Genomic DNA, 22,129 nt, shown 5'->3' with positions numbered 1-22,129 from the left:
CCAGATTCTTTAGTACAGTTCAGGAGGAACGCTTATGAAACCGGTAGTACGAGAGCATATTCAGCAACTGGATGTATCGCTTGGCGGGGGAATTGTCAGCGATAAGATCAGAGTCGATACGATTGATAACCCTATACTCATCATCGGGCTGGGGGGCACGGGCATTGACGCCCTCCTCCGCCTGAAATACCAGATCAACCGCCGCTTCAAACTGCCGGAAGATCCGTTGTCCAAGAAGAAGCGGGACAAGCCGGATAATGTGGAGTTTCTAGCTTTTGAGACCAATGAACAGGATCGTAATAAAAAATATAAGGGCATCGGACTCGATTCGCAGAACGAATTCGTGCTCTTGGCCAATGCCGAAATCGGGGGACTGCTGCAGAACCGCAGTATTTTGGACCCGTATATCACGGATTGGCTGTCACCTGAACTGAGCATTACGGATGGTATGAACGGTGCTGCCGGTGTGCGTCAGGCGGGACGGCTGCTCTTGTTCACCAAGATCAACCAAGTGGTTGGCGCCATTGATAAGAAGATCAAAACACTGTCCGTAGGCACCAACAAGAAGCTGATGGTGTTCCTACTGACAGGATTGTCTGGCGGAACAGGCAGCGGTGCTTTCCTGGATATCGCCTATATCGTGCGCGGAATTATTGAACGCGACTTTGGCTCTGCGGGGATCGACCGGGTGAACACGCTTGGTTATCTGTTCACACCGGACGTGAATCTCTCGAACAAGAGTCTGAGCGAACACACCCGCGAATATATCCGCAAGAACGGATATGCAGCGCTGAAAGAACTGGATTACTGGATGAATGTCGACAGCCGGGGCGAACGATTCCGCCAGCAGTACGGCAATATTTTAACTGTAAATTCGCCATTGCCTCCATTTAATCTGTGCCATCTCATCTCCGCAACCAATACCGAGGGCAAGCTGCTAGAGAACGCCTATGATTACTGCATGAATGTCACAGCGGAGAATATTACGAACTTTATGGCCAGTGAAGAAAAGCAGTCCGGTGAAGAATTCGCCATTCATGACTATATCAGCAACATCCGTACCAATATTGCCCAGATGAATAAGGCTTATCCGGCCAATTATGAATACAATATTATCGGGGCTTCATCTGCCGTTCTGCCGATTGAGGAAATGACTACCTATCTGGCTTATCGCTTGTTCGACAAAATGGAGAAAATGTTCCAGCAAGGGCCGGGGCAGGAAGACGTGGAGAAGTTTGCGCGTAAGCTGGGCATTGATCTCGATAGCATGGTCAAGACATTTGAATCCCGTGTGCCTGAACCGTTGCCAGGCTTCGAGAACAGCGAACGGCTAAGCCATGCCAATGTGATCAAGAATCAGGTCGTCAGTATGGATACGGAGCTGGAGCAGAACTTCCTGTCACGCGCGCGTGAGGAGTATATCAAGGCGAGAAAGCAACTGCCAGGTGAAATTGTTGGCCGGTTTGGCGAGGAGCTAGAACGGATCTTTCTCCATCCGGAGCAGGGGCCATTCTATGTTTCACGGCTGTTGTATACGGAAAAAGGCTTTTGCATCCTGAAGTCGATCCAGTCATATATTGAGACGCTTCGCGAAAGCCTGTTGCGCCTGCCACGTGATATTGAGACGGCGCAGGACAGTGCGGACGAGAAGCTGGGCGATGCCCGGAGCGCCTTTGTCTCCAAGGAGAAGAAGAAGAACGCTTATATTGAAGCGAAGATCAATGAGTACTGGCTGCATGCCGATGTAGAGCGTACCGAGCGGATGATTGAGTTTTACGAGGATCTGTACGAGTTGTTGAACGAAGAGAACAGCCGAATCTATGGTGTGTTCACAGAGATTCTGAGTGCGCTCAGCTCGATTTTTGCCAAGAATGGGGACATCCTCATCAACGGTGAAGAGCAGTCTGATCATAAAGGTAACAAAACCTATTATTGGAATATCGTCAATGTACCGGACATTTCCGCAACCATCTCCAAGATTATGGACCAGAAGGATGGCGACGATCTGATCCGTGACTTCACCCGGGAAATGCTCAAGCATTCGGGGCGCTGGGTCAGAGAGCAGGAGATTGATGTTGTTCGTTCCATCTCTGATTTCCTAAGTGATAAGTTCGGCGATTTGATCACCCGTTCGATGGAAGATTTCCTTGTGATGAAATACGGCCATGAGGAGCCGCTCGACAAATTCGTGGAGCGTATTATCGCTGGTAAGCTGGACGAGGAGGCTGTGCCGACCTTCCATCTTAGCAACAGTTCCGGTAATCTTCATTTTCCATCCTGGGGTTTTGTCTCCGTGCCGGTTAAAGCGCCGGGCATCCTGAAGGGTATTCGCAATTATCAGAATAATGCGCTGGGTAAATCGCACTTTACGATCAAGGAAAGCGAAGTCAAGAACCGTATTTTCTGGCTCAACACACGCAACGGGGTGCCGCTCTTCGTATATACACCGCTGCGCGTATTTGAGGAGAACTATGAGCGGACCATTCTGGACAAGGAAGGTATTGGCCGCCATTTGGTAATGACGGACAAGAACAACTGGACTTATCTGCCATCACCAATTCCGGAAAAATCATGGGGCGACACCTATGTCAATGCCCGTGTCCGTGATTACAACGCTCGCGTTCGTGCCGATTTCGACAAGGCGCTGGCATCAGGTGTGATTGTCGAGAAGGGAACGGATGAGAACACAAGCAGCCGCTATTCGGTTATCTTCACGAAGCCGTTTGATATTGAAACCTTCTTGAAAGGTTTCGATCTTCAGCTGCAAGCGCCGCGTCCGAATCTTGGCGAGGTGAAGAAGGCTGCGGATGAACTGCGCTTGCTGCGGGAGAAGGGACTGGAACGCGAGATCGTCAAGGATATCTTCGGCAGTGTCAACCAGGATCTGGCGAAAGAGAATCTGATTCGCACTCCGCAGCTCATTACCCGTGTCCGTGAAGAACTGGCCAAGGTTGCCGAATTGGAGGCCAAGGCCGCAGAACTGGATGCACTGCTGCACCAATACCTGGACGAAGAGAAGTGGATGGACCAGTTCCTTGAAGCTTTATATACAGACAGCATCATCAAGAAAGGTGCGCTGTATGTCTATGATCGTGATGAAGAAGAAGATGCTTGGGAGCCATTCGCCAATCTGATGAAGGAGCGCAGTTATGTGGAGTATGCGGTGTATCGTCATTTCCGCAGTCTGGACGAGAAGAGCCGCAGTGTGCTGCTGCGCAAGGCAGCGCGTCGTGCAGGCGAGATGACTGCTGCTGAAGATGTATCTCCACTGCTGTATAAGCTGGAAGGTCTGTATGTCTCCTTCTTGGAGGCTCGCGACAGCCTAGAGTATGAGCGGGTAGAGCATGCCAATGGCGACGAAATGTACGGATTCTACAAGAGCATGACCGGCAAGCTTGGCAGTATCCGCAGAAAGCTGAAATAATCCTATGATTAAATCATTAGCATTATCTTATGGAGAACAATATGCGCAGCAGGAGGAAGCGCTGCGCAGCAAGGGGGATGGGCGCAGCAGTATCCATTACCCCGCTCTGTTTTTGTTTGTAGGTGACAAGATTGCCCCAGCCATCGCTCCGGTGCTGGACAGCTGTGAACGCAAATGGGATAACGCCGGAGGCGTTATGGCTATGCACGCCCTGCCGGAAGGGGGAAGTCCGGTGGGGTACGGAGCCAGTGGGAGCGCACGGGTTATGCCCTTGGCCCTGCCCTCTGCGGCAGGACATGATCCACGCACCGTCCGGGCGGATATTTATCGCTCCTTTCAGGAGGATAGCCGCTATTTGGCGGAGATGAACCGATCCTTGCGGCGGATCAGTAACAGCATAGCGGATTACGGTCGGCTGTATTCTTCCTTTGACGTCATCCATCTTTCTATCATTACGCGGGTCGATGACCCGCTTAATGTGTTCTTGCCGGAAATTACGCTGCTGGCCCGCGCTGTGCTGGGCCAATCGTTCAAATCGGTGCAGACAGACCTGTACGCTCTGATCAACGAACGTGAGCAGGGTGATAACTTCGGGTATTCCAGCTCGGTCGGGCTAGCCTTTATGCGTGAGCTGGAAGGAATGCAGTTACCAGACTACACGTTCCGTGCACCGCTGCTTGTGACTGAAGACGGGCTGTCCATTCCGGTGAGCCATGGTCCTTCCCAACTGTTTGATCTGGTCTATCTGCTATCCGACAAGAATGAGCGAGGCATGATGCCTACAGGCGGCATGCAGGACAATTACGAGATCATCTCCCACATCAGCCTGCTGAAGAACCGGGTTCGGCCTACCTCCGATGAGGCCAGCGGACATGGCGGCTATAACAATATGACGTTTAAAAGCGGCATTCGGGGCAGTTCCGGTCGGCAGGGCTATGCTACCGCAGGCTTCGCCGGCGTAAGAAGACCCAATATGCAGATTGCCCTGGCGGTTCTGTACCATGGCTTCCGGCGGCTGGCGGTGAACATGCGTGAAGGCAGTGCACCTGGTGTTCGTGAGCGGCAGGCCCTGTTCGGACTTGGCGCTGATACCCTGCGGGAGCGCTCCCTGCTGCTTCTGCCGGATGAAGCAGGGCTGCAGGAGATGACTGGACTGATGAGTCACGGTCGTCCCTCCTACAACGAATTGAAACATCTGTCGCTGCGGGAGGCAGAGGATCTGTTGTTCGGCAGCGGCGGTAGCGACTATTTCCGCAGCAATTTCACTGCCGCTGCAACAGGACGGCTGGAATCGATAGAGCCGCTGCGGGAATGGCGGCCGCTCCTGGCTGCGCAGGAAGGGGCCGTTCCAGCGGTGACCTTCTATCAGCTGGCAGAGTGGACGGCCGACCGTGACAATGCCGGCAGCCTGCTATACGGACTACGTCAGCATATGACCGGCCTCCGGTCCGTGCTGGGCAGCGCCAAGGCTGAGCTTGAGCAGCTCTATAGTGACACTGTGGAGCGTCAGCCTTTCCAGCGTGTGCCGCTATTCGATAAGCGTACGGTACGCAACTTTATCCAGTATCTTTTTACAGCCGTCTACGGCAAGAAATATGAATTGCTACAGCTTGAAACCGAACTGGGCCTATGTCAGCGCTTGGAAGCTGCGCTGGAACGGATTCATGCGGAGAGCATCGCCCGCGTAAAAATTATGGAGACGCTCGAGGAAGAGCTACGTGGAATTGCCCAGGAGAGCATCCAGCGGACCCGCGACGATATCGGGCAGAACATCATGGAGTATTATGGTGTAGTTACCGAAGAGGTGATGAAGGAGATTGAGACCCGGCGTGGTCCCGGCGTCTTCTTCAGTGAACGGTATCTAGGCAGTCTGTCGCAGCTATTGGATCAAGGTCAGGAGGCGGTTGTGGAACGCATGATCGAGCTCTGTCGGCGGGAGCTGCTGGCGGCTGAAGCCTTCGCACTTTCTTTCGAAGAGGAGCTGCTCCGGCGGGCCAATGTGGCTGTCGCTTACGACAACACGCAGGTGTTGTCTAAGGAAGAGCTGTTCAAGCGGCTCTACCGCAGCCTGGAAGAAGGGGCTGTTGTCAATGTGCGGCTGTTCGAGTATACGCAGGAGCATCGGCATGAGGAGAAATATTTCTTCGGTGACAGCACCTCCGAATTCCTGCGCTATGTCTACGGTGTGGATGAGACGACCCGGATCTACCGGTTGGGCTTTGTGCATGAGCAGCGCAGGAGCGGGGTAGAGAAGCTCAATCTTATGGGCGGCTTTCATCTGGAGGATCTGCTATATTACCGGAATGGCCGAGTGTATTACGAGACTTACGTCCAGAACGGTTACAAGCTGCATGCCATCGAAGAGGAACGTCTTCCCGAGCTGCGTTAAAGATGCATGCGTTAGTAAGGAAGAGAGAAGAACAGCTTCAAACTAGGTTTCACTTATGTTCCACCGGAAAGGATGAATGAACATGCAGCGTAAAATTAATATGCTCCTGCTCTTCTTCGCATTGATCGGGGGGGCCGTAGCTTTTCTGATCGGAGAATGGCTGCTGGGTCGCTGGCTCACAGACCTGCCATCCATCTTGCTTGTCGGCATTTACTTCGCGGTCGTAGCGTTGGGAATCGGGGTAGGCTGCCTGATCGCCGAGATCATCTCGCCAAGGCTGAACGGCGCTTCTTGGAAGCAGCGTTACTTGGGATTATCCTGGAAGCTGCTGCCCCTGACACTGGTGCTGGCCTTTGGCGTCGGTGCAGTGTCAGAGTTCGTGTATGAACTGAACTTTGGCGGCATCAGACCGATTAAAGATGTCGTCATGGTCATCGACGATTCCGGCAGTATGAACCAAAGCGATCCCGACAATCGCCGTTATTCGGCTGCCCAGAGCCTTGTCATGCGGATGGATAAGGATAATCAGGTGGCCGTGCTGACCTTCAACCAAGAAGTGACGGTCGCTCAGCCGCTTACACCGCTGTCGAATTCGGAGAACCGTGAGAAGGTGTCAGCGGCCATCCTGAACCTCAAGACAACAGAAGGCGGCACGAATATCAGCAGTGCGCTGAACGAGGCGCTGAACGTCATTAAGAGCGACAGCAGAAGCGATCGCGGCTCTATGGTCATTCTACTGTCAGACGGCTTCAGCCAGATGGATACGGCTCGGGAGTTACAGGACTTTGTGGACCGGGGCATTGCGGTCAATACGATTGGGCTGGGCATAGAGGACCCGTCTGGTCCCGCGTTGCTACAGGAGATTGCCCGCGTGACCGGGGGCCAGTATTATGATGTGACCGATGCGGGACGTCTTGGCGATGTGTTTCAGCAAATCTATGATCGCCTCGGCGACCGGACGCTTCTGACGGAGCGTAGCGACGCTACAGAGAACAGTCCTTATTATGCGGCGGTCCGGATCTTGTCGTTGCTTCTTATCGGGACTGCACTGGGCTTGGGACTGGGCATTGTCTTCGACAACCGCCATCTGGCCAAGAGCTTCGGGATCGGCGGCGCCGCATCTGGTCTGCTGGCAGGTTTGATTCTGGAATACGGTCTTAGCGGCCACACCTTCAGTGATGCGCTCATCCGCCTGCTGGCTGTTTTGGTTCTGGCTGCAATCATTGGGGTGTTCACCGGAGTCATTCCGGTTGGCGAAGGCCGATTGACCCGGAGAGGCACGAGATCGCCTGCCGCGGTTACGACATCGGACAGCTTTGAGCGGCCACGCAGAAATCGGGGAAGCAAGGGATTCTAGGAGAAGTGGAAAGGAGCTATTGTCATGAGGTATGCTGAAGCAGATTCATCCACACCCCTGATCACTGAGATCACAACACAGGTGGAGGATCGGTTCTGCACGCTGAGATGGCGCTGGCCGGATGGTGTGCAGGCCGTATGCATTCATAAAGGCCCTGCGGATAAGCCTGTGGCCGGAGACATTCCGCCCGGCGGAATGAAGCTCTATACACGTGAAGAATACAAATCTAATAACGGTTATCGTGACCGGCTTGATGATATCGGGCTGGTCGCTTACACCGTCTATGCTCGTCATACGGAGAACGGTGAGACCGTGCTGGTACAGCAGAGGGACGACGCCAACCGCGTGCTTGTCAGTGCGGGCAAGGCACGGATCTATTACTCTATTGTTCAGAAAAAAGGATTGTTCGCCAAGCAAAAGACCGTACATATGTCCATTACGGCAGAGGTCCCGGTAGCAAGAGATGTGCTGTGTTATGTTAAGAAACGTGGCGGTCATCCTGCGGGCAAAGACGATGGCATTCGCTTTCCGTTCGTACAGGACTTTGCCGCCGGACGTAACCAGCTTCCGCCGATTGAGATCGGCAAGGATGATTTTGTACGTATCTTTTTCACAGATGGACGGAAGTATGGGCTTGTCTATGAACTGGTACCGGAGTAAGGCGCTTTGCACCAGGAGCAAGGTGATTTGCAATACTTCACGCAGTCCAGGCTGGCCAGTGTGAACGAAACGGGCTTTACTGCGTAAAGCTTTAAGGAGGATGAAAGATGTCTTTTTTTAGCCGCTTTATGAAAAAGAATCAGTCGCAGCCGCGACCGCTCTATTACGATATCGTATGTCCCTTCTGCTTTACCAAATTTGCGCCGGAGGACGTGGTCTTTCGGGCTATGCATAGCCGGGAGGACGATGAGAATTACGCTCTTGGCGAGGATGATGCGCTCAATAAATACCGTGAACGCTTCGGGCTGGATACTGTGGATGACATTGAGGCTATTATTCGTCCAGCCGATATCCCTGAGGAATATCATCATTACACAGACAATGTGCTCACTGGTCTGACGGACCGCTATGGGGTGCTTACACGTAGACGGTTATGCCCATCCTGCCATAACGAGCTTCCGGTCACAGCAGGCAAGGTACCAAGCAATATTATCTCTATTATCGGTGCTTCCCAAGTAGGGAAGTCAGTGTACATGACGGCGTTGATTCATACGCTCCAGCACACCACGGCCGGGCATTTTGATGCTGCCTGCATGCCGCTGAATGCCGAGATTAGCCGCAAGTTCCGCACGCTCTATGAAGAGCCGCTGTTTGAACGCGGGGATCTGCTGGCTTCGACACAGAAGGAAAAGATGCAGGAGCCATTCATCTTCCAATTTGTCTTCAAGGATGAAAGCAAACCACCGCTGACGCTGGTCTTCTTCGATGTTGCGGGTGAAGGTATGGTCGATCAGGATTATCTGGGGCTGCACGGACAGCATATCAAGAACTCTGCGGGTATCCTGTTTATGGTCGATCCGCTACAAATCCGTTCGGTGCGTGAGAAGATTCGCATCAACCTGGGCGATCGTCCGGGGGAATGGGTCTCGCAATATGATGAGCCGCGCGACGTTGTGCTGACCATGTTCGGTGATTTTATTGCTTATCAGGAGAAGAGCAAGACGGACATTCCTACCGCAATCGTTCTTGCGAAGAGCGACATGCTGCATTCGTTAAAAGATGAAGACGGCGATTACATCAAGTCCAACAGCAACGTTTTCAATAACTATGTGCATCGTAAAACGTTAAATCTGGACGAATTTCACAACATTGACGGGGAAATTCGCCGGTTTATCGGCAAGGTGGACCGCCCGTTCAAGGATACGATGGATGTGTATTTCTCCAACACTGCTTATTTTGCCGTATCCGCACTCGGCAGCAATCCTGTGAATCAGAAGATTGAAGGAGTTGTCAGCCCGATTCGGGTGGACGAGCCGTTCATCTGGCTGCTTCACAAGCTGAAATACATCGAGGGGAGCGACGGCCCGTGAAGAATCATTCAGGGGCGATGATCACTCAGCAGATGTACACCCGGGAGCGGCGCGGGATTTTTCGCTCCACAGAAGGGTTCGATACGGTAGCAAAGTCGGAAGGGCTGGACGGCGGTTTTATCAAAAAAATCCTTCATCCCTTCTGCCTCTATGATGCTCCGGCGGAACTTACGGCGCGCGGGGAGAAGGACGAATCAGCCTACCCCTCGGCCCTACACCTGTTCCATACGGAGAACGGGGAGACCGTCATCGGCAACAGCCGCTATCAGTCGGCAGATTTCACGGGGCAGCGGAGTGCTTTTTTCGCCCATAACTTTGTTGTTCCGGCTGCTCGTGCAGAAGAGATTGTAGAGCGTTATGGGGATTGGCTGCATGCGGATTTTGCGGAGAGTTACACAGGTGAGCTGGGTGGCATTTTGCCAGAGCTGCCTTCTATTCTGGTGGCGGGGAGAACACAGGTCGACCCTGTGACAGTGCTATCTTCTCTGAACATTGGGGAGGGCTTGTTCAAGGCACTGCTGCAGGCGGTGATGACTTCCGTGGCCGGCAAGAAGAAGATCTATGTGTCGCTGGATGTACCGATTGGAGAGCTGTCGAAGCGGGCAGCAGAGCTAACAGAGGTTATTTTTGGCGCACTACCCAATGAGTTCCGTCGCAGACTGGGTGTCATTACGTACGCCAATGAGCCAAAGAGCCGCAAATATATTCATTTGACCTTTGTAGAGAAAGGTTCACTTCGCCCCGGCGACCGCACTGTGGAGAAGGATTTTACGTTCGACCTCGTCTCCGGGCGCAGCAGTAATGTCGATTTCGGGGATTCACGGCAGCCATATGCTGATCTGGCCTGGAAGGTGACGAGCAGCGGCAGTAGCATGAATGACTTTGGTCAATTTGCCGACCGGATGTTGGACGGGGAAAGCTTGGATCGCAAGCTATCGCTGGGGCTATATAACGAATTGGCTGTATTTTACGAGATTGAACAAGGCAATGAAAGCTTATATGAACAGAACAAATATGCCGTTCTCGGTGGATTGCTTGATTATCTCAAAGGGGATGGCGCGCTACAGTCGCGAGTCCGGTTGAATGATATTTTTCTAGAGCGATTTGACCGTGAATATGATCTGATCAGGCAAGGGGGGCCACTGATACCTGCGGTAATGGAGAGCTTCAAGGCTTACTATGTGCTGCCGGGACATAATTACAGGGACCGTATCGTCGATTATTTCATTAACGGGATGCTGAATAACAGCAACCAAGGGCGCGAGGACGACCTGAAGGCAGCGTATACCATTATCGAGAGTGAAGAAGAGCTGAGTGCGGCCTTTTTCAAAAAAGTGCTGGCCCAGCCGATCTTTCGCCGGAAGCTTCTGGAGCCGTATTTGGAGAATCGTCTGGCTGCCGCCACATCGGCAGCGGATATTGCCGGTTTTGTCCTCTATTGGGGGCGTACGCTGCCCGAGGTGCTTCAGCAGGCCTTTATTGAGGACAAAACCAAGGATTATTTGCTGGAAAAGCTTCAGCGTGAAGCCGATCCTGTTGCCGCTGCGGCCGGGATCCATGAGCGTGTGGAGAAAGCCGAGAAGGAACGGCGGCGCAGCGGTGGTATCCAGCCTGAGGCGCTTGAACTTCTGCGCGGACTGGCTGCAGCCGCTGACCGTTTTCTGCTGAACCGTTTGTCCCTGGCGGAACTAACAAAGGAACAGCTACTGGATATTGCCTTCCTGCGTTATCCGAAGGGTGCTGCTAAATGGTATCCGCCGCTGGATCAAATCAGCAAGCAGAAGCAGAATGCACTGCGGGCCGCTTACCGCTGGTTCGGGGAAGAGAAGCCGGATGAAGGAATCTTCGCGGAACTGACTCCAAAGGAGCTAGATGATGTGCAGCTCCTTGGACGGCGCTGGCTGAAGGAGGCGAGGTCCGTTGAACCTTTCGAACGGCTGCCGCTGGGCTTTTACTATAGCAGTCGCCGTGAGGGGGGACCGCTGGATTACGAAGCGCTGCTGGAGCTGGTTAACCAGAAAGCAGGTTCGGATAAAGAGACCGTCTACCGCTTCCTGGCTTGGACACAAGGCAATCCATTGTTTGTAATCTCGAACAAGAAGCTGCAGCCGGGGTACCGCCGAGCGATTCTGAAATATTTCCTCAGTAATGACCGAGAAGCATTCAAGAATCGCGAATTCCGCAAATCCTATCTTGCAGCTGCACATCCTGCTCTGCAAAATGTATATAATGAAGCCCGCTCCCAATTGGCTTCACCGCTGGCGCGGTGGGTCAGCCGCAGCCGATTTCAAATCCTGATCTCGGGGCTCGCGATTGGAATTGTCCTGATAATTGCAATTATAGCTGTTAGCATGCTGAGACCGGACGGGAAGGATAGTACCCTACCGGAGATTAGTCCGCAGCCAAGTCCGGCCCAAACTGCTGGTACCGACCAGCGGCCGGTCATGGCCTATCTGCTGGCACCTGACGGAGAGCAGGAGGAGGGTAGCAAGCTGCAGTTTATTTTCCCTACTGCTGCTGATTGCGAAAGCTTCAAGCCGGCTGAGATTAGTCTGCTCAATACCGATGACACCAAGAGTACGTATAAAGTAACAGCTACGACTAGTACGTGTTCATTGCCTTCATCGGATTTAGAGTCTTCCTCCGGGCAAGAAAATTCTGCTGCTGACCATGCAACTGGAAATGCAGATGGAACGGGAACGGATAATTCTCCGCATTCATCTGCTAATGCCAAGGATGCAGTGTCTGATCAAGCTAATCATGCTGCGAATCAGCAAGAGCAGTCTTCTTCAACAATTGATCCTGCCGCTTCACCTTCGCTTACGCCAGAAAGTGGACAAGTAGTTCCGAAAGAGGGCCAATATCAGGTAACCCTTGCGCTGGAGCCTGGGGCTGCGCTGGTACCGGGCGACACCATTGAGGCTGGGGACTATAAGCTGAAATTGTCCGACAAGGCTCTTGCACCAACCTCTGATGAGTCTTCGGTGAAGGACGACCCAAGCCCTGAGCCGACGGCTACAACAAAACCAAAAACGAAAAAATAGTTGCTACTCCTGAACAGCTGCTGAGTTATGACTTGGACAAGTTATGGCTATACAGCATTCAGGAGTTTTTTTCGCTGTCAATATGGAACAATACCGATTCTGGCAGTTTTTCTATGGACATACCGGGGGATTATAGCTATTATTAGGAATATTAAAATTTAATAGTAGTATATTTAATGAAGAAGGTGCAGACTCAGATATCTGAGTTTGCTTAAAAGGGAAGACCGGTTCAAAATCCGGCGCGGTCCCGCCACTGTAGATGCGGAGCGACTTTTCAAATGCCACTGTTCCTATAAAGGAGTCGGGAAGGCGGAAAGAAGCGATGAGGCATGAGCCAGGAGACCTGCCTTGTTCAAAGTGTTCCCATGCCTTCGGGGGGTGAGGTCGGGAACCAGTTGCAGATGGATTGTACTCCGGGAAAGAAATTCCCGTACGTCTGCCCTCAAGCTAAGTTTGTTCTGACCACCCTTCATAATAGGGTGGTTTTATTTTTTTACCAGAATAAACCAAATTATAAGGAAAAGAGGTTCATGATGAAAAGAATGTTATCATCCCGAGCGCTTGCGCTTGGACTGGCACTACTGCTGGTCATCTCCATTCTTGGCTCTTCGCTGGTGCCGGCAGGACAAGCCTTCGCCGAAGCACAGCAAAGCCTTACTGGACAAGGAGTTACAGAAACTAGCGTAACAGATGCTACCTACGGCGCAGCGGCGTTTGCTGCGGCTGCACAAGAACCGGTAGATGTTCAACAGGCAATTACAGACGCTATAAAGTATGTACAGAATAAAGGATATACTTCTGACTGGATTGCGATGAGCTACGGGCGGCTTGGAATTAAGATACCGGATAGTTATATTACCGGACTTGAGAAGAGCGTGAAGAGTACGATGACTGCTTCTTCTCCTCCGTATGTAACCACGTATGCCCGGTTGGCTCTGGCTGTTACGGCAATCGGTCGTGATGCAACCAACTTCGGCGGCTATAATCTTCTTGAGCCGATTTATAATAGCAAGGACGTAGCGGCACAAGGCATAAATGGCCCTATATATGCATTGCTAGCTATTACAGCCGGACAATATAATGTGCCTGATGATGCAGTCTGGAGCAAAGAGCGGATTGCGAATAATCTCATCTCGAAACAAGATCCGTCAGGTGTCTTCTCGGCTTTTGGTTCCAATGCAGATATAACGGGGATGGCTTTACAGTCTCTCTACACTTACAACGGCTTTCCTGAAGTCGAGTCTGCAGGCCAGCGTGCCGTTGATTGGCTGTCCAAGAATCAGAACAAGGACGGCGGCTATGACAGCCGTTGGGGCGTGAGTAGTGAGGCTAACTCACAGGCTATTCTTGGCTTGACTACTGCTGGTATTGACCCGACAGGACCAGAGTTCACCAAGGGCCAACACAACCTTATCACCAACCTGTTAGCTTACCAATCTACTGATGGCGGCTTCCGTCATGCTATGTCAGGAACATCTGATAGCATTGCAACTGAACAGGCACTGCAAGCACTAATCTCCTATCAACTGTTCCTTAAAGGAGATAAGTTCTATAACTTAAAGCAACCGGCTTCACAAAAACCGGCCGTTCAGGCTTCAATTACAATTGAAGGCCCTGAAGGAAGGATCACTAGCGGGGCTGTGGAAGCGCCAACGGCGTTTAAGGCTTTGGTAGAGGTCACTAAGGCTAATAATATACCGCTGGATATACAAAACGGCAAACTTAATGGCATTAACGGAATTTCGCAGCAGCAGTACGGTGCCTCTGACGGCTGGAAATATGCTTTCCAACAAGACGGGCACTGGAGAGTGTCGGATGTAGATGCTGCTGATTATGCTCTTAATGCAGGCCAACAAGTTCTATTTTTCTACGGCGATGCTGATACAAGTCTGAATAATCATGTAAACGTATTGCCGGCCATCCCTGCTCCAGGAGAAGGCTTTACGGTTCAGGTCTATAATGATGCGGTAGATTGGAACACGACACCGTCCAAGACTGTTAGCAAGCCTGCCCCAGGGGTAAAGGTAGCTATTGGGGATCATGCGGTTACAACAGATAGTGAGGGGAAAGCCAGTTTTGTTGGCCTGCCTGCAGGCACTTATGATGTGGAGCTTACAGGTTACCGTCAAGGTGCAGCACCAAGTGTGTTACCAGTTCAATCACAGTTTAGCGTAGCAGCACAAGCTCATTCTTCTATAGCTATTGAAGGTCCGGAAGGTCCTTTGGCTTCTGGCACGGTAGATGCAACGAGTCCGCTTCAGGCTTTGAGAAAACTGGCGCAAACCAGTAATCTCTCTCTGGACGTTACGAACAGTCCCATGGGAGAGTATGTCTCTGCGATTAAAGAAATAGAAGCGGGACAATACGGTGGCTGGGATGGCTGGTTCTATGCTGTGAAGAAAGATGGAGGCTGGACCCTTCCGAATGTTGGGGCAGCGGATTACTTACTTCAGAGTGGGGAACAGATATTATTCTATTATGGTGATTTCGGAGTCACTTCCTTTATTGATTCCATCCAGGCGGAGCCAAAGCAGCCTGTTTCCGGACAGCCATTTACTATTCTGGTAAAGAAGATTGTCGATGATTGGAACACGGGAGGCAGTCTGATCCTGCCGGCTGAGGGTGTTCAGGTTACGATTAAAGGTGAAACAGTAACCACCAATAATGATGGCAAAGCGACCTTTGTTTCCGGTAAGACTGCCGGTGACTATGAAATTGAAGTTACGGGCTACCAAAAAAATGCTGCTCCAACAGTGGTTAGAACGGTAAGCCCAATATCCGTTGCTAAGGATAACGGTACTTCAACACCAACGCCTACACCTGCAAAATCGCAGGTCACCTTCTTGGTGGAAGGCGATGCCATTCGCGGTACAATTGTTCCGAGCACAACAGTCAATTTGAACCCGGGTGATACGCCTTATAGCTTACTGGTTCGTCAGTTGGGAGGTAAGGTGGTTGCTACCGGTTCCGGCATGAGTTTATATGTCAGATCAATTGATGGCTTGGCAGAGTTCGACCGTGGTGAGAAAAGCGGTTGGATGTACTCGGTCAATGGAGTATTCCCGAACTACAGTGCAGGTGCCTATACTACGCTTGCAGATGGGGATACGGTTGCCTGGCGCTATACAACAAATCTTGGAGTCGATTTGGGTGAGCCATCCTTTGAGAACGATCCGAAGGGGCCAACCACCGGTACTCCAGGAACGGGCACTGCGGTTGTCATCAGCCCGGATAATGCTCTGCCGCTCAACAAGGTAGGACAGACTACAACCGTAAGCAATGCCAATGAAAAAATGACGGCTGCCCAGGCAGCGGAACTAAAGCAGACTTTGGCGGCTAATACAGTGTCCTTGTCACAGGCGATTCCAGCCGGAGCAGCAGCGACATTGAAGGATAATGCCGGAGAAGTGCAGTTAAGCATTCCGGCTGGCGCAGTGTCCAGTGGTGTTACGATTAATGTAAAAGAACTCTCATCCAGTCGTTCCGAACTGGTATCCGGACTGTATGAATTTACTCCGGATGGCACGAAGTTCGCGAAGCCGGTGGATCTGGCCATTAGAGTACCTGTTACTACGGACCATCTAGATAACTTGACTATGGCTTGGCTGAACAAGACTACTAATGAATGGATTCCAGTTCCGACTACGGTAGATGCGAAGACTGGCATTGTTACAGGAAAAGTTAGTCACTTTACCGACTATGCAGTCATTGACCGCAGTCTATGGGAGCCACAGCAAGATCAGATTAAGAAAGATATTGCCGGGGCTGTAAAATACATTACATCCGCAGAAGCAATCAGTGATTGGCAAGCCATCGGTTTGGTACGCTCTGGCAACACAGTGCCAGCTTCATACCTGAGCGGCCTGAAAGCTCAACTGGCTGAGGCTAAAGGCGAGTTCCGCAAAGTGACCGATTATGAACGAATTGCGTTGGCTGCAGCGGCTCTGGGCAGTGATCCGCAAAGCATCAGCGGTTATAATTTGATTGAGAAAATTTACAACAATGCTAACATGACGGCTCAAGGCAGCAACGGCGTGATTTTCGCCCTGACTGCACTGGACAGCGGCGCTTACAATGTACCTGTAAATGCGCAGTGGACACGTGAACGTCTAGTGGATTGGCTTCTGAAGCAGCAAACGAAAGAAGGCGGCTTCCCGTTGTCAGTTGGCGGTGCTGCTGACATTGATATTACTGCCATGACCGTAACAGCTCTATCTAATTACAAGGAGCAAGCGCTCGTTAAAGCGGCTATCGACAAAGCACTCGGCTGGCTTTCCTCTCAGCAGTTGGAGAACGGCGGTTACAAGTCGTACGGCGATGAGAACAGCGAAAGTGTGTCGCAGGTAATAATTGCTCTGACGGCTGTGGGCACAGGCCTTAACGATCCGCGTTTTGTGAAGGCTAAAGGCGGTCTGCTGAGCAATCTGGCGACATTCAGACAAGCTGATGGCGGTTATGCACATGCTTTGAGTGACAAGAACAGTAATAGCATTGCAACGGAACAAGCGCTACTGGCGCTTGCAGCCTACGACCGTTTCTTGAATGAAAAAGACAAGTTGTATAGCTTCTCAGCTACACCGGTGACTACGACTCCGGTTCCAAGCGTGACCTTTGCCGATGAAGGGCAAATCTCAGCCTGGGCTCTGAAATCGGTGCATACCGCGTTTGACAACAAGCTGATGCAGGGAGTAAGTGCTGACAGTCTTGTATTTGCGCCAAAAGCAAACATTACACGAGCACAGTTTGCGGCATTATTGCTGCGATTGACAGGTAATCAGCCTGCTGATGCATCTTCAGCTTCGGTATTCAGCGATGTGAAACCGGGGGCATGGTACTACGGGGATGTCATCAAGGCGAAAGAGCTTGGCATCATTGATGGCGTCAGCAAGACGACGTTCAATCCGAACGGCACGATTACCCGTCAGGACATGGCTGTGATGATTGCCAGAGCTTACAAGCTTGATGCTTCGGCGAATAAGCCAAGCTTCAAAGACGAAGTGAAGATCAGCATGTATGCATTGGGATCTGTGCAGTCTGTGTCTGAATTGGGCTACATGACTGGCTTCAATGGATCGTTTGACCCATCCGCACCAGTAACCAGAGAAATGGCGGCGGTGGTTGCGGTAAGACTGCCTTAGGATCTTTCGGGTAGTGTCTGAAAAAGTATTTTGGATCATATAGTGAAAATGATGGAACGGGGGAGAAGTTAGTGCCCTCGTTCTTTTCCCTTTTCTATTCAAATTCTGTATATCACTACAAGTAGCGGGTGCCGTTCTGTAACAGCGGCGAACCCGCGTTATTCTATGGAGGTGCTTAGGTTCATGTCCAACCCTTCCAAGCGCTGGCTGGCTTTTGTGGCTGCGCTGTTGACCGCAGTGCTGCTGGTGGCCGGATGCTCATCCGGGAATCAGCAAGTCCCGGGGTCCAATCAAGTCTCACATGTAAATGACAAGGATAACAAGAATAGTGAAGCTGCCAAGAGCGGTAACACCAATGAGAGTGGCAGTGCTAACGATAGTGGCGCTGATAGTAGCAACGCTGGTAGCGACGCCGCAAATGAAGACGGTGCTGATAGCGGCAGTGCCGGTAACGTCGCGAAAGCTGGGGGTGCTGACGGCAGCAGCACTGGTAAGGCCGTAAATGCGGATGGCGCAGACGGCAGTAGCACCGGTAAGGCCGTGAACCCGGATGGTGCAGACGGCAGTAGTACCGGTAAGGCTGTGAATACTGGCGGCGCTCCAGGCAGCGCTGCCGCAGGTGAGGCCGCCGGCTCCGCAGTCGCCGGCGAAGACCACGCTGCTGCGGCCAATGGCCCGCAGCAGACCCCGCCGCCGGCAGCCGCAGCTGCGCAGGCTGCCGGCAAAGCGTCGCCGGCCCCTGCGGCTGCGGCGCCGTCAGAGCAAGGCGCTGCGCTTGCAGCAGCAGCGCCCGTAACCTCGCCGCCGGGTAAGGCCACGGCGGCTCCAACCAAGCCCGCTGCTAGCGTAGCGCCGGCAGCGGGGTCCACAGCTTCGCCGAAGGCATCGGCGAAGCCTGTAGCGACCGCCGTAGCCACAGCGCCGGCGGCAACAGCCAAGCCGACGATCAAGCCGTCGGCTACTGCTAAACCGGCTTCTACAGCGCCGGTGGAGAAGCCGAATGCAGCAGCTACGGCCACCATTTCTATTGTGGGCGATAAGGAGCTAGGTACGATTTTATCCCCGGTAGCTATGGAAGTAGAGAAGGGCGATACCGTGCTGGACCTGTTGAAGCGGATTACGCGGAAGAACAAGGTGCAGATGGAATACCGTGGGACGAAAGGTTTTGCCTATGTGGAAGGTATCGATAATCTGTATGAATTTGATCGAGGCTCGGAGAGCGGCTGGATGTACCGGGTGAACGGAGTGTTCCCAGATAAAAGTGCGGGAATCTATGATGTGAAGCCTGGCGATGTGATCGAATGGTTATATACACTTGATCTGGGCAAGGACCTGGGGTCCAAATTCCCATGAGTGGCGGCTTTCGCTCCATGCACCCTACTGTAGCGATTGTGTATTATGCCGGGCTGGTGCTATTCGCAGCGCTTTTGTTTCATCCCGTGTATCTGATGACAGAACTGATTGGTGTGCTGGGTCTATTGCTGTTGCAAGGACAGGGGAAGACCCTGCTGCGCGGGCTGCCTTTTTACCTGCTGATGGCAGGATCTGTAGCTGTACTCAATCCTTTTTTCTCACATAGAGGTTCCCATATTCTGTTCTATTTCATGGACCAGCCAGTTACGCTGGAAGCGATTCTGTACGGACTGATGATGATGCTGGTGCTCCTGACGATTCTCATTGTGTTTGTGTCTTATAACTACACAGTGACAACAGACAAATTCATGTATTTGTTCTCTTCAGTGGCTCCCAAAAGCGCCCTGCTGACCCTGATGTCGATCCGGTTTGTGCCTTTGTTTCAACGGCGGCTCCGCCAGATTACTGCGATTCAGCGAACAAGAGGTATTGATACACGTAAGGGCAGTTTGCGCAAAAGAATGAAGGACGGAATGACACTACTGAAGGTTCTTCTGACTTGGTCGCTGGAGGAAGCACTGCAAACAGCCGATTCCATGAAAGCTCGCGGCTACGGGGTAAGCAAACGCAGTAGTTACGCCAACTATAAGATGGATCGGCAGGATATTATCGTCCTGGTGCTGCTAGCAGTCAGTGGCCTGATTCCACTGCTGGGCTGGCTGCAAGGGTATGGTACGATGCAGATTTATCCGCGGCTGAAGCCGCTGGAATTCACTTGGCAGGAAAGGGCAGTATACGCAAGCTTTTGCCTGTTTGTACTGATCCCGTTAGGGCTGGAAGGAAAGGAGAAATGGATATGGAGATCATCACAGCGGACCGGTTATCCTTCCGCTATCCCGATGAAGCCGAAGACTCGCTTCATGAACTCTCGTTCACGGTAAAGGAGGGCGAATTCGTCGTGCTGTGCGGTCCCTCGGGCTGTGGAAAAACCACGCTGCTGCGCCATTTGAAGCGGGAATTGACTCCGGTGGGGACCGGCAGCGGCAGTGTGCGTTATAGAGGGCTTCCGCTGGGAGAATGGTCACCTCAAGTGGCCGCTGCCGAGATCGGCATGGTCTTTCAGAACCCGGAGGCCCAGATCGTGATGGATACGGTCTGGCATGAACTGGCCTTCTCTATGGAGAACCTGGGTTATCCGCTATCGGTAATGCGCAGCAGACTAGCGGAAATCGCCGGGCTGTTCGGATTGGAGCCGCTGCTGTACAAGCCGGTGCATGAGCTTTCCGGTGGGCAGAAGCAGTTGTTGAATCTGGCCTCCGTGCTGGTTCTCCAGCCGAAGGTGCTGCTGCTGGATGAGCCAACTTCACAGCTAGATCCGATTGCTGCCCGTGAGTTCATTCAAATGCTGCATCGGCTGAACGAGGAGATGTCTGTGACAGTCATTATTAGTGAGCATCGTCTGGAAGAGGTTCTTCCACTGGCGGATCGTGTACTGATGCTGGAGGATGGCAAGCTGAAGGCCGAAGGCACTCCGCGCGAAATTGCCGTGAAGCTTGGTGGGGAAGCAGCTGCCCCTTCTGATCTGGCTTATCTTCCCGCTGCAACAAGGATATATCTCGGTTTGACTGCTGAAGCAGCCTTGGAAAGTGCCACTTCCATCCCTCTGACCGTCCGTGAGGGCAAGCAATGGCTGCAAAGAGAATGGCATACAGATGGTGAAGGAGGGAGTGCCCGTCCGTCTGTAGAGCATCACGCAGCGGCCTTAGAGGCTGGTGATAGCCAGCGATCTTCCATCCCATCAGGTAGACCTTCAGCAGAATCTGTCTTACCAGAAGGGATACTGAAGGCCCGGGAGATTACGTTCCGCTATGACAAGGAAGGACCTGAGGTGCTGAAGAAGTTATCTTTGAGTCTTTTCCGGGGAGAGCTGCTGGCTGTGCTGGGTGGTAACGGTGCAGGCAAGTCTACACTGCTTCATCTCCTGAATGGGCTGGTCAAACCGCAGCGGGGACGTATAGAGCTGGCCAAGGGCAGTTCTACGGGATATCTCGCCCAGAACCCGCTGCTATACTTTAGCCAGAATACGGCGCGGGAGGAGCTTCGGCAGATGGCGGAATACGGGGGTCTAAGCGCTACGGAAGCTCAGGGGGAAATCGATGGGCTACTGGATATTTTTGAGCTTGGAGCGCTGCTGGATCGCCATCCCCATGATCTCAGCGGAGGTCAGCAGCAGAAGCTGGCCCTGGCGATGGTGATGCTGCTACGACCGGATATCCTGCTGCTGGATGAGCCAACCAAGGGACTTGATCCTGCGGCTAAAGAGAAGCTGGCGAATCTGCTGCTTCGCCTTCGCGAACTGGGCAAGAGCATCATCGTCGTTACCCATGATGTGGAGTTTGCGGCGAGCTATGCGACCCGCTGCGCATTGTTGTTCGATGGCGGGATTACAGCAGAAGGCCCGCCGGAGAGCTTTTTCAGCGCTAATTATTTCTATACGACGGCAGTGAACCGTATGGTACGGGACTGGCTGCCACAAGCCTTAACGGTAGAGGAGGTAACCCGGCAATGGCCCGCTTTCGTTTCCCGGTCCTGATCGCCCTGGCCGTATTCATTGTTGCCCTGGCTCTGACAGCCGCACTCAAGGATAGTCATTATATTCTGTTAAGTCTGGTGCTGCTGGGGGCCGCGTTGTTTCCACTGTTTGCAGGCCTGGAACGTCGGCCGATTGAGTCGCGGGAACTGGTGCTGCTCGCTGTATTGTCAGCGGTAGCAGCGGTCAGCCGCATTCCTTTTGCTGCGTTGCCCAGTGTCAAACCGGTATCGGCCATCGTGATTCTCTCTGCCTATGTCTTCGGTGCAGAAGCGGGGTTTATTATCGGTGCTGTAGCGGCGCTGGTCTCTAATATCTACTTTGGGCAGGGTCCTTGGACACCTTGGCAAATGTTCTGTTGGGGGATGATTGGTCTGACAGCAGGTTGGCTGCGGGGAACCTGGTGGATGCGTAAAAGGACGGGGATGCTTATTTTCGGCTTTGTCTGGGGCTTCCTGTTCGGCTGGATTATGAACATTTGGTATTTGATCAGTCTGCCGGATGCGTTTAGCTGGAAGCTGGTCGTGACAGCATATATCGCAAGCTTTTACTTTGACCTGGCCCATGCGGTGTCCAATGTAATTTTCCTGTCGCTGCTCGCCGGGGGCTGGATTAAAGTGCTGGAGCGTTTTCGCAAAAAATATGGATTATTGCAAAAGGAGTGAACGATTAGTTCCTCCTTTTTTTCTTTAGACACCAACCGACAACTAATAGTTGAATTCGACAAATTATTTAAACGTAACATCAAAAATTTGACGGTTTTCGCCGATAAAATAAGTTAGTTAGTCACCAAGAAGGCGGGAT

11 protein-coding genes and 1 riboswitch are annotated in these 22,129 nt (G+C 52.3%); all 11 genes read left to right on the top strand.

The annotated features are described in order from the left end of the window. Positions 1-34: 34 nt before the first annotated feature. The 11 genes from ACFORK_RS26320 (at position 35) to ACFORK_RS26270 (ending at position 21,990) form a co-directional block, all read left to right on the top strand. Positions 35-3,424 (top strand): tubulin-like doman-containing protein, encoded by a 3,390-nt coding sequence (locus ACFORK_RS26320; protein WP_379204749.1) that lies wholly within the window; start codon positions 35-37, stop codon positions 3,422-3,424. 4 nt (positions 3,425-3,428) lie between these two features. Further along, positions 3,429-5,813: a transcription initiation factor TFIID gene (locus ACFORK_RS26315; RefSeq protein WP_379204747.1), complete on the top strand. Its 2,385-nt coding sequence runs from the start codon at positions 3,429-3,431 to the stop codon at positions 5,811-5,813. Positions 5,814-5,895: 82 nt separating this feature from the next. Next, positions 5,896-7,170 (top strand): vWA domain-containing protein, encoded by a 1,275-nt coding sequence (locus ACFORK_RS26310; RefSeq protein WP_379204745.1) that lies wholly within the window; start codon positions 5,896-5,898, stop codon positions 7,168-7,170. A gap of 24 nt (positions 7,171-7,194) precedes the next feature. Further along, a complete protein-coding gene (locus tag ACFORK_RS26305) occupies positions 7,195-7,830 on the top strand; it encodes a beta-mannanase (RefSeq protein WP_379204743.1) in 636 nt (211 codons plus the stop codon). 107 nt (positions 7,831-7,937) lie between these two features. Beyond that, a complete protein-coding gene (locus tag ACFORK_RS26300; RefSeq protein ID WP_379204741.1) occupies positions 7,938-9,200 on the top strand; it encodes a TRAFAC clade GTPase domain-containing protein in 1,263 nt (420 codons plus the stop codon). Continuing rightward, positions 9,197-12,244 (top strand): GAP1-N2 domain-containing protein, encoded by a 3,048-nt coding sequence (locus tag ACFORK_RS26295; protein WP_379204739.1) that lies wholly within the window; start codon positions 9,197-9,199, stop codon positions 12,242-12,244. The genes ACFORK_RS26300 and ACFORK_RS26295 overlap by 4 nt, the downstream gene beginning before the upstream one ends. A gap of 166 nt (positions 12,245-12,410) precedes the next feature. Next, a riboswitch (cobalamin riboswitch) is annotated at positions 12,411-12,609 on the top strand. A gap of 177 nt (positions 12,610-12,786) precedes the next feature. Beyond that, complete coding sequence (locus ACFORK_RS26290; RefSeq protein WP_379204737.1) at positions 12,787-17,382, top strand: S-layer homology domain-containing protein; 4,596 nt, start codon at positions 12,787-12,789, stop codon at positions 17,380-17,382. Positions 17,383-17,565: 183 nt separating this feature from the next. Further along, a complete protein-coding gene (locus tag ACFORK_RS26285; RefSeq protein ID WP_379204735.1) occupies positions 17,566-18,735 on the top strand; it encodes a DUF4430 domain-containing protein in 1,170 nt (389 codons plus the stop codon). Further along, on the top strand, positions 18,732-19,676 hold the full coding sequence (locus ACFORK_RS26280) for an energy-coupling factor transporter transmembrane component T (RefSeq protein WP_379204733.1): 945 nt from the start codon (positions 18,732-18,734) through the stop codon (positions 19,674-19,676). The genes ACFORK_RS26285 and ACFORK_RS26280 overlap by 4 nt, the downstream gene beginning before the upstream one ends. Beyond that, positions 19,592-21,328, top strand: coding sequence for an ABC transporter ATP-binding protein (locus ACFORK_RS26275; RefSeq protein WP_379204731.1), 1,737 nt, complete (start codon positions 19,592-19,594; stop codon positions 21,326-21,328). Before ACFORK_RS26280 ends, ACFORK_RS26275 begins: the two co-directional genes overlap by 85 nt. Further along, positions 21,301-21,990: an ECF transporter S component gene (locus ACFORK_RS26270; protein ID WP_379204728.1), complete on the top strand. Its 690-nt coding sequence runs from the start codon at positions 21,301-21,303 to the stop codon at positions 21,988-21,990. The genes ACFORK_RS26275 and ACFORK_RS26270 overlap by 28 nt, the downstream gene beginning before the upstream one ends. Positions 21,991-22,129 lie beyond the last annotated feature (139 nt).

The organism is Paenibacillus sp. GCM10012306, from assembly GCF_042649265.1.
Classification (GTDB): domain Bacteria; phylum Bacillota; class Bacilli; order Paenibacillales; family Paenibacillaceae; genus Paenibacillus_AQ.
The sequence above is the reverse complement of the archived record's forward strand: the minus strand, read 5'-3'. Positions and strand labels throughout refer to the sequence as shown.

Coding starts and splice junctions, on each gene's coding strand:
- ACFORK_RS26320 (WP_379204749.1), top strand. CDS start 35: ATGAAACCGGTAGTACGAGAGCATATTCAGCAACTGGATGTATCGCTT.
- ACFORK_RS26315 (WP_379204747.1), top strand. CDS start 3,429: ATGATTAAATCATTAGCATTATCTTATGGAGAACAATATGCGCAGCAG.
- ACFORK_RS26310 (WP_379204745.1), top strand. CDS start 5,896: ATGCAGCGTAAAATTAATATGCTCCTGCTCTTCTTCGCATTGATCGGG.
- ACFORK_RS26305 (WP_379204743.1), top strand. CDS start 7,195: ATGAGGTATGCTGAAGCAGATTCATCCACACCCCTGATCACTGAGATC.
- ACFORK_RS26300 (WP_379204741.1), top strand. CDS start 7,938: ATGTCTTTTTTTAGCCGCTTTATGAAAAAGAATCAGTCGCAGCCGCGA.
- ACFORK_RS26290 (WP_379204737.1), top strand. CDS start 12,787: ATGTTATCATCCCGAGCGCTTGCGCTTGGACTGGCACTACTGCTGGTC.
- ACFORK_RS26285 (WP_379204735.1), top strand. CDS start 17,566: ATGTCCAACCCTTCCAAGCGCTGGCTGGCTTTTGTGGCTGCGCTGTTG.
- ACFORK_RS26280 (WP_379204733.1), top strand. CDS start 18,732: ATGAGTGGCGGCTTTCGCTCCATGCACCCTACTGTAGCGATTGTGTAT.
- ACFORK_RS26275 (WP_379204731.1), top strand. CDS start 19,592: ATGGAGATCATCACAGCGGACCGGTTATCCTTCCGCTATCCCGATGAA.
- ACFORK_RS26270 (WP_379204728.1), top strand. CDS start 21,301: ATGGCCCGCTTTCGTTTCCCGGTCCTGATCGCCCTGGCCGTATTCATT.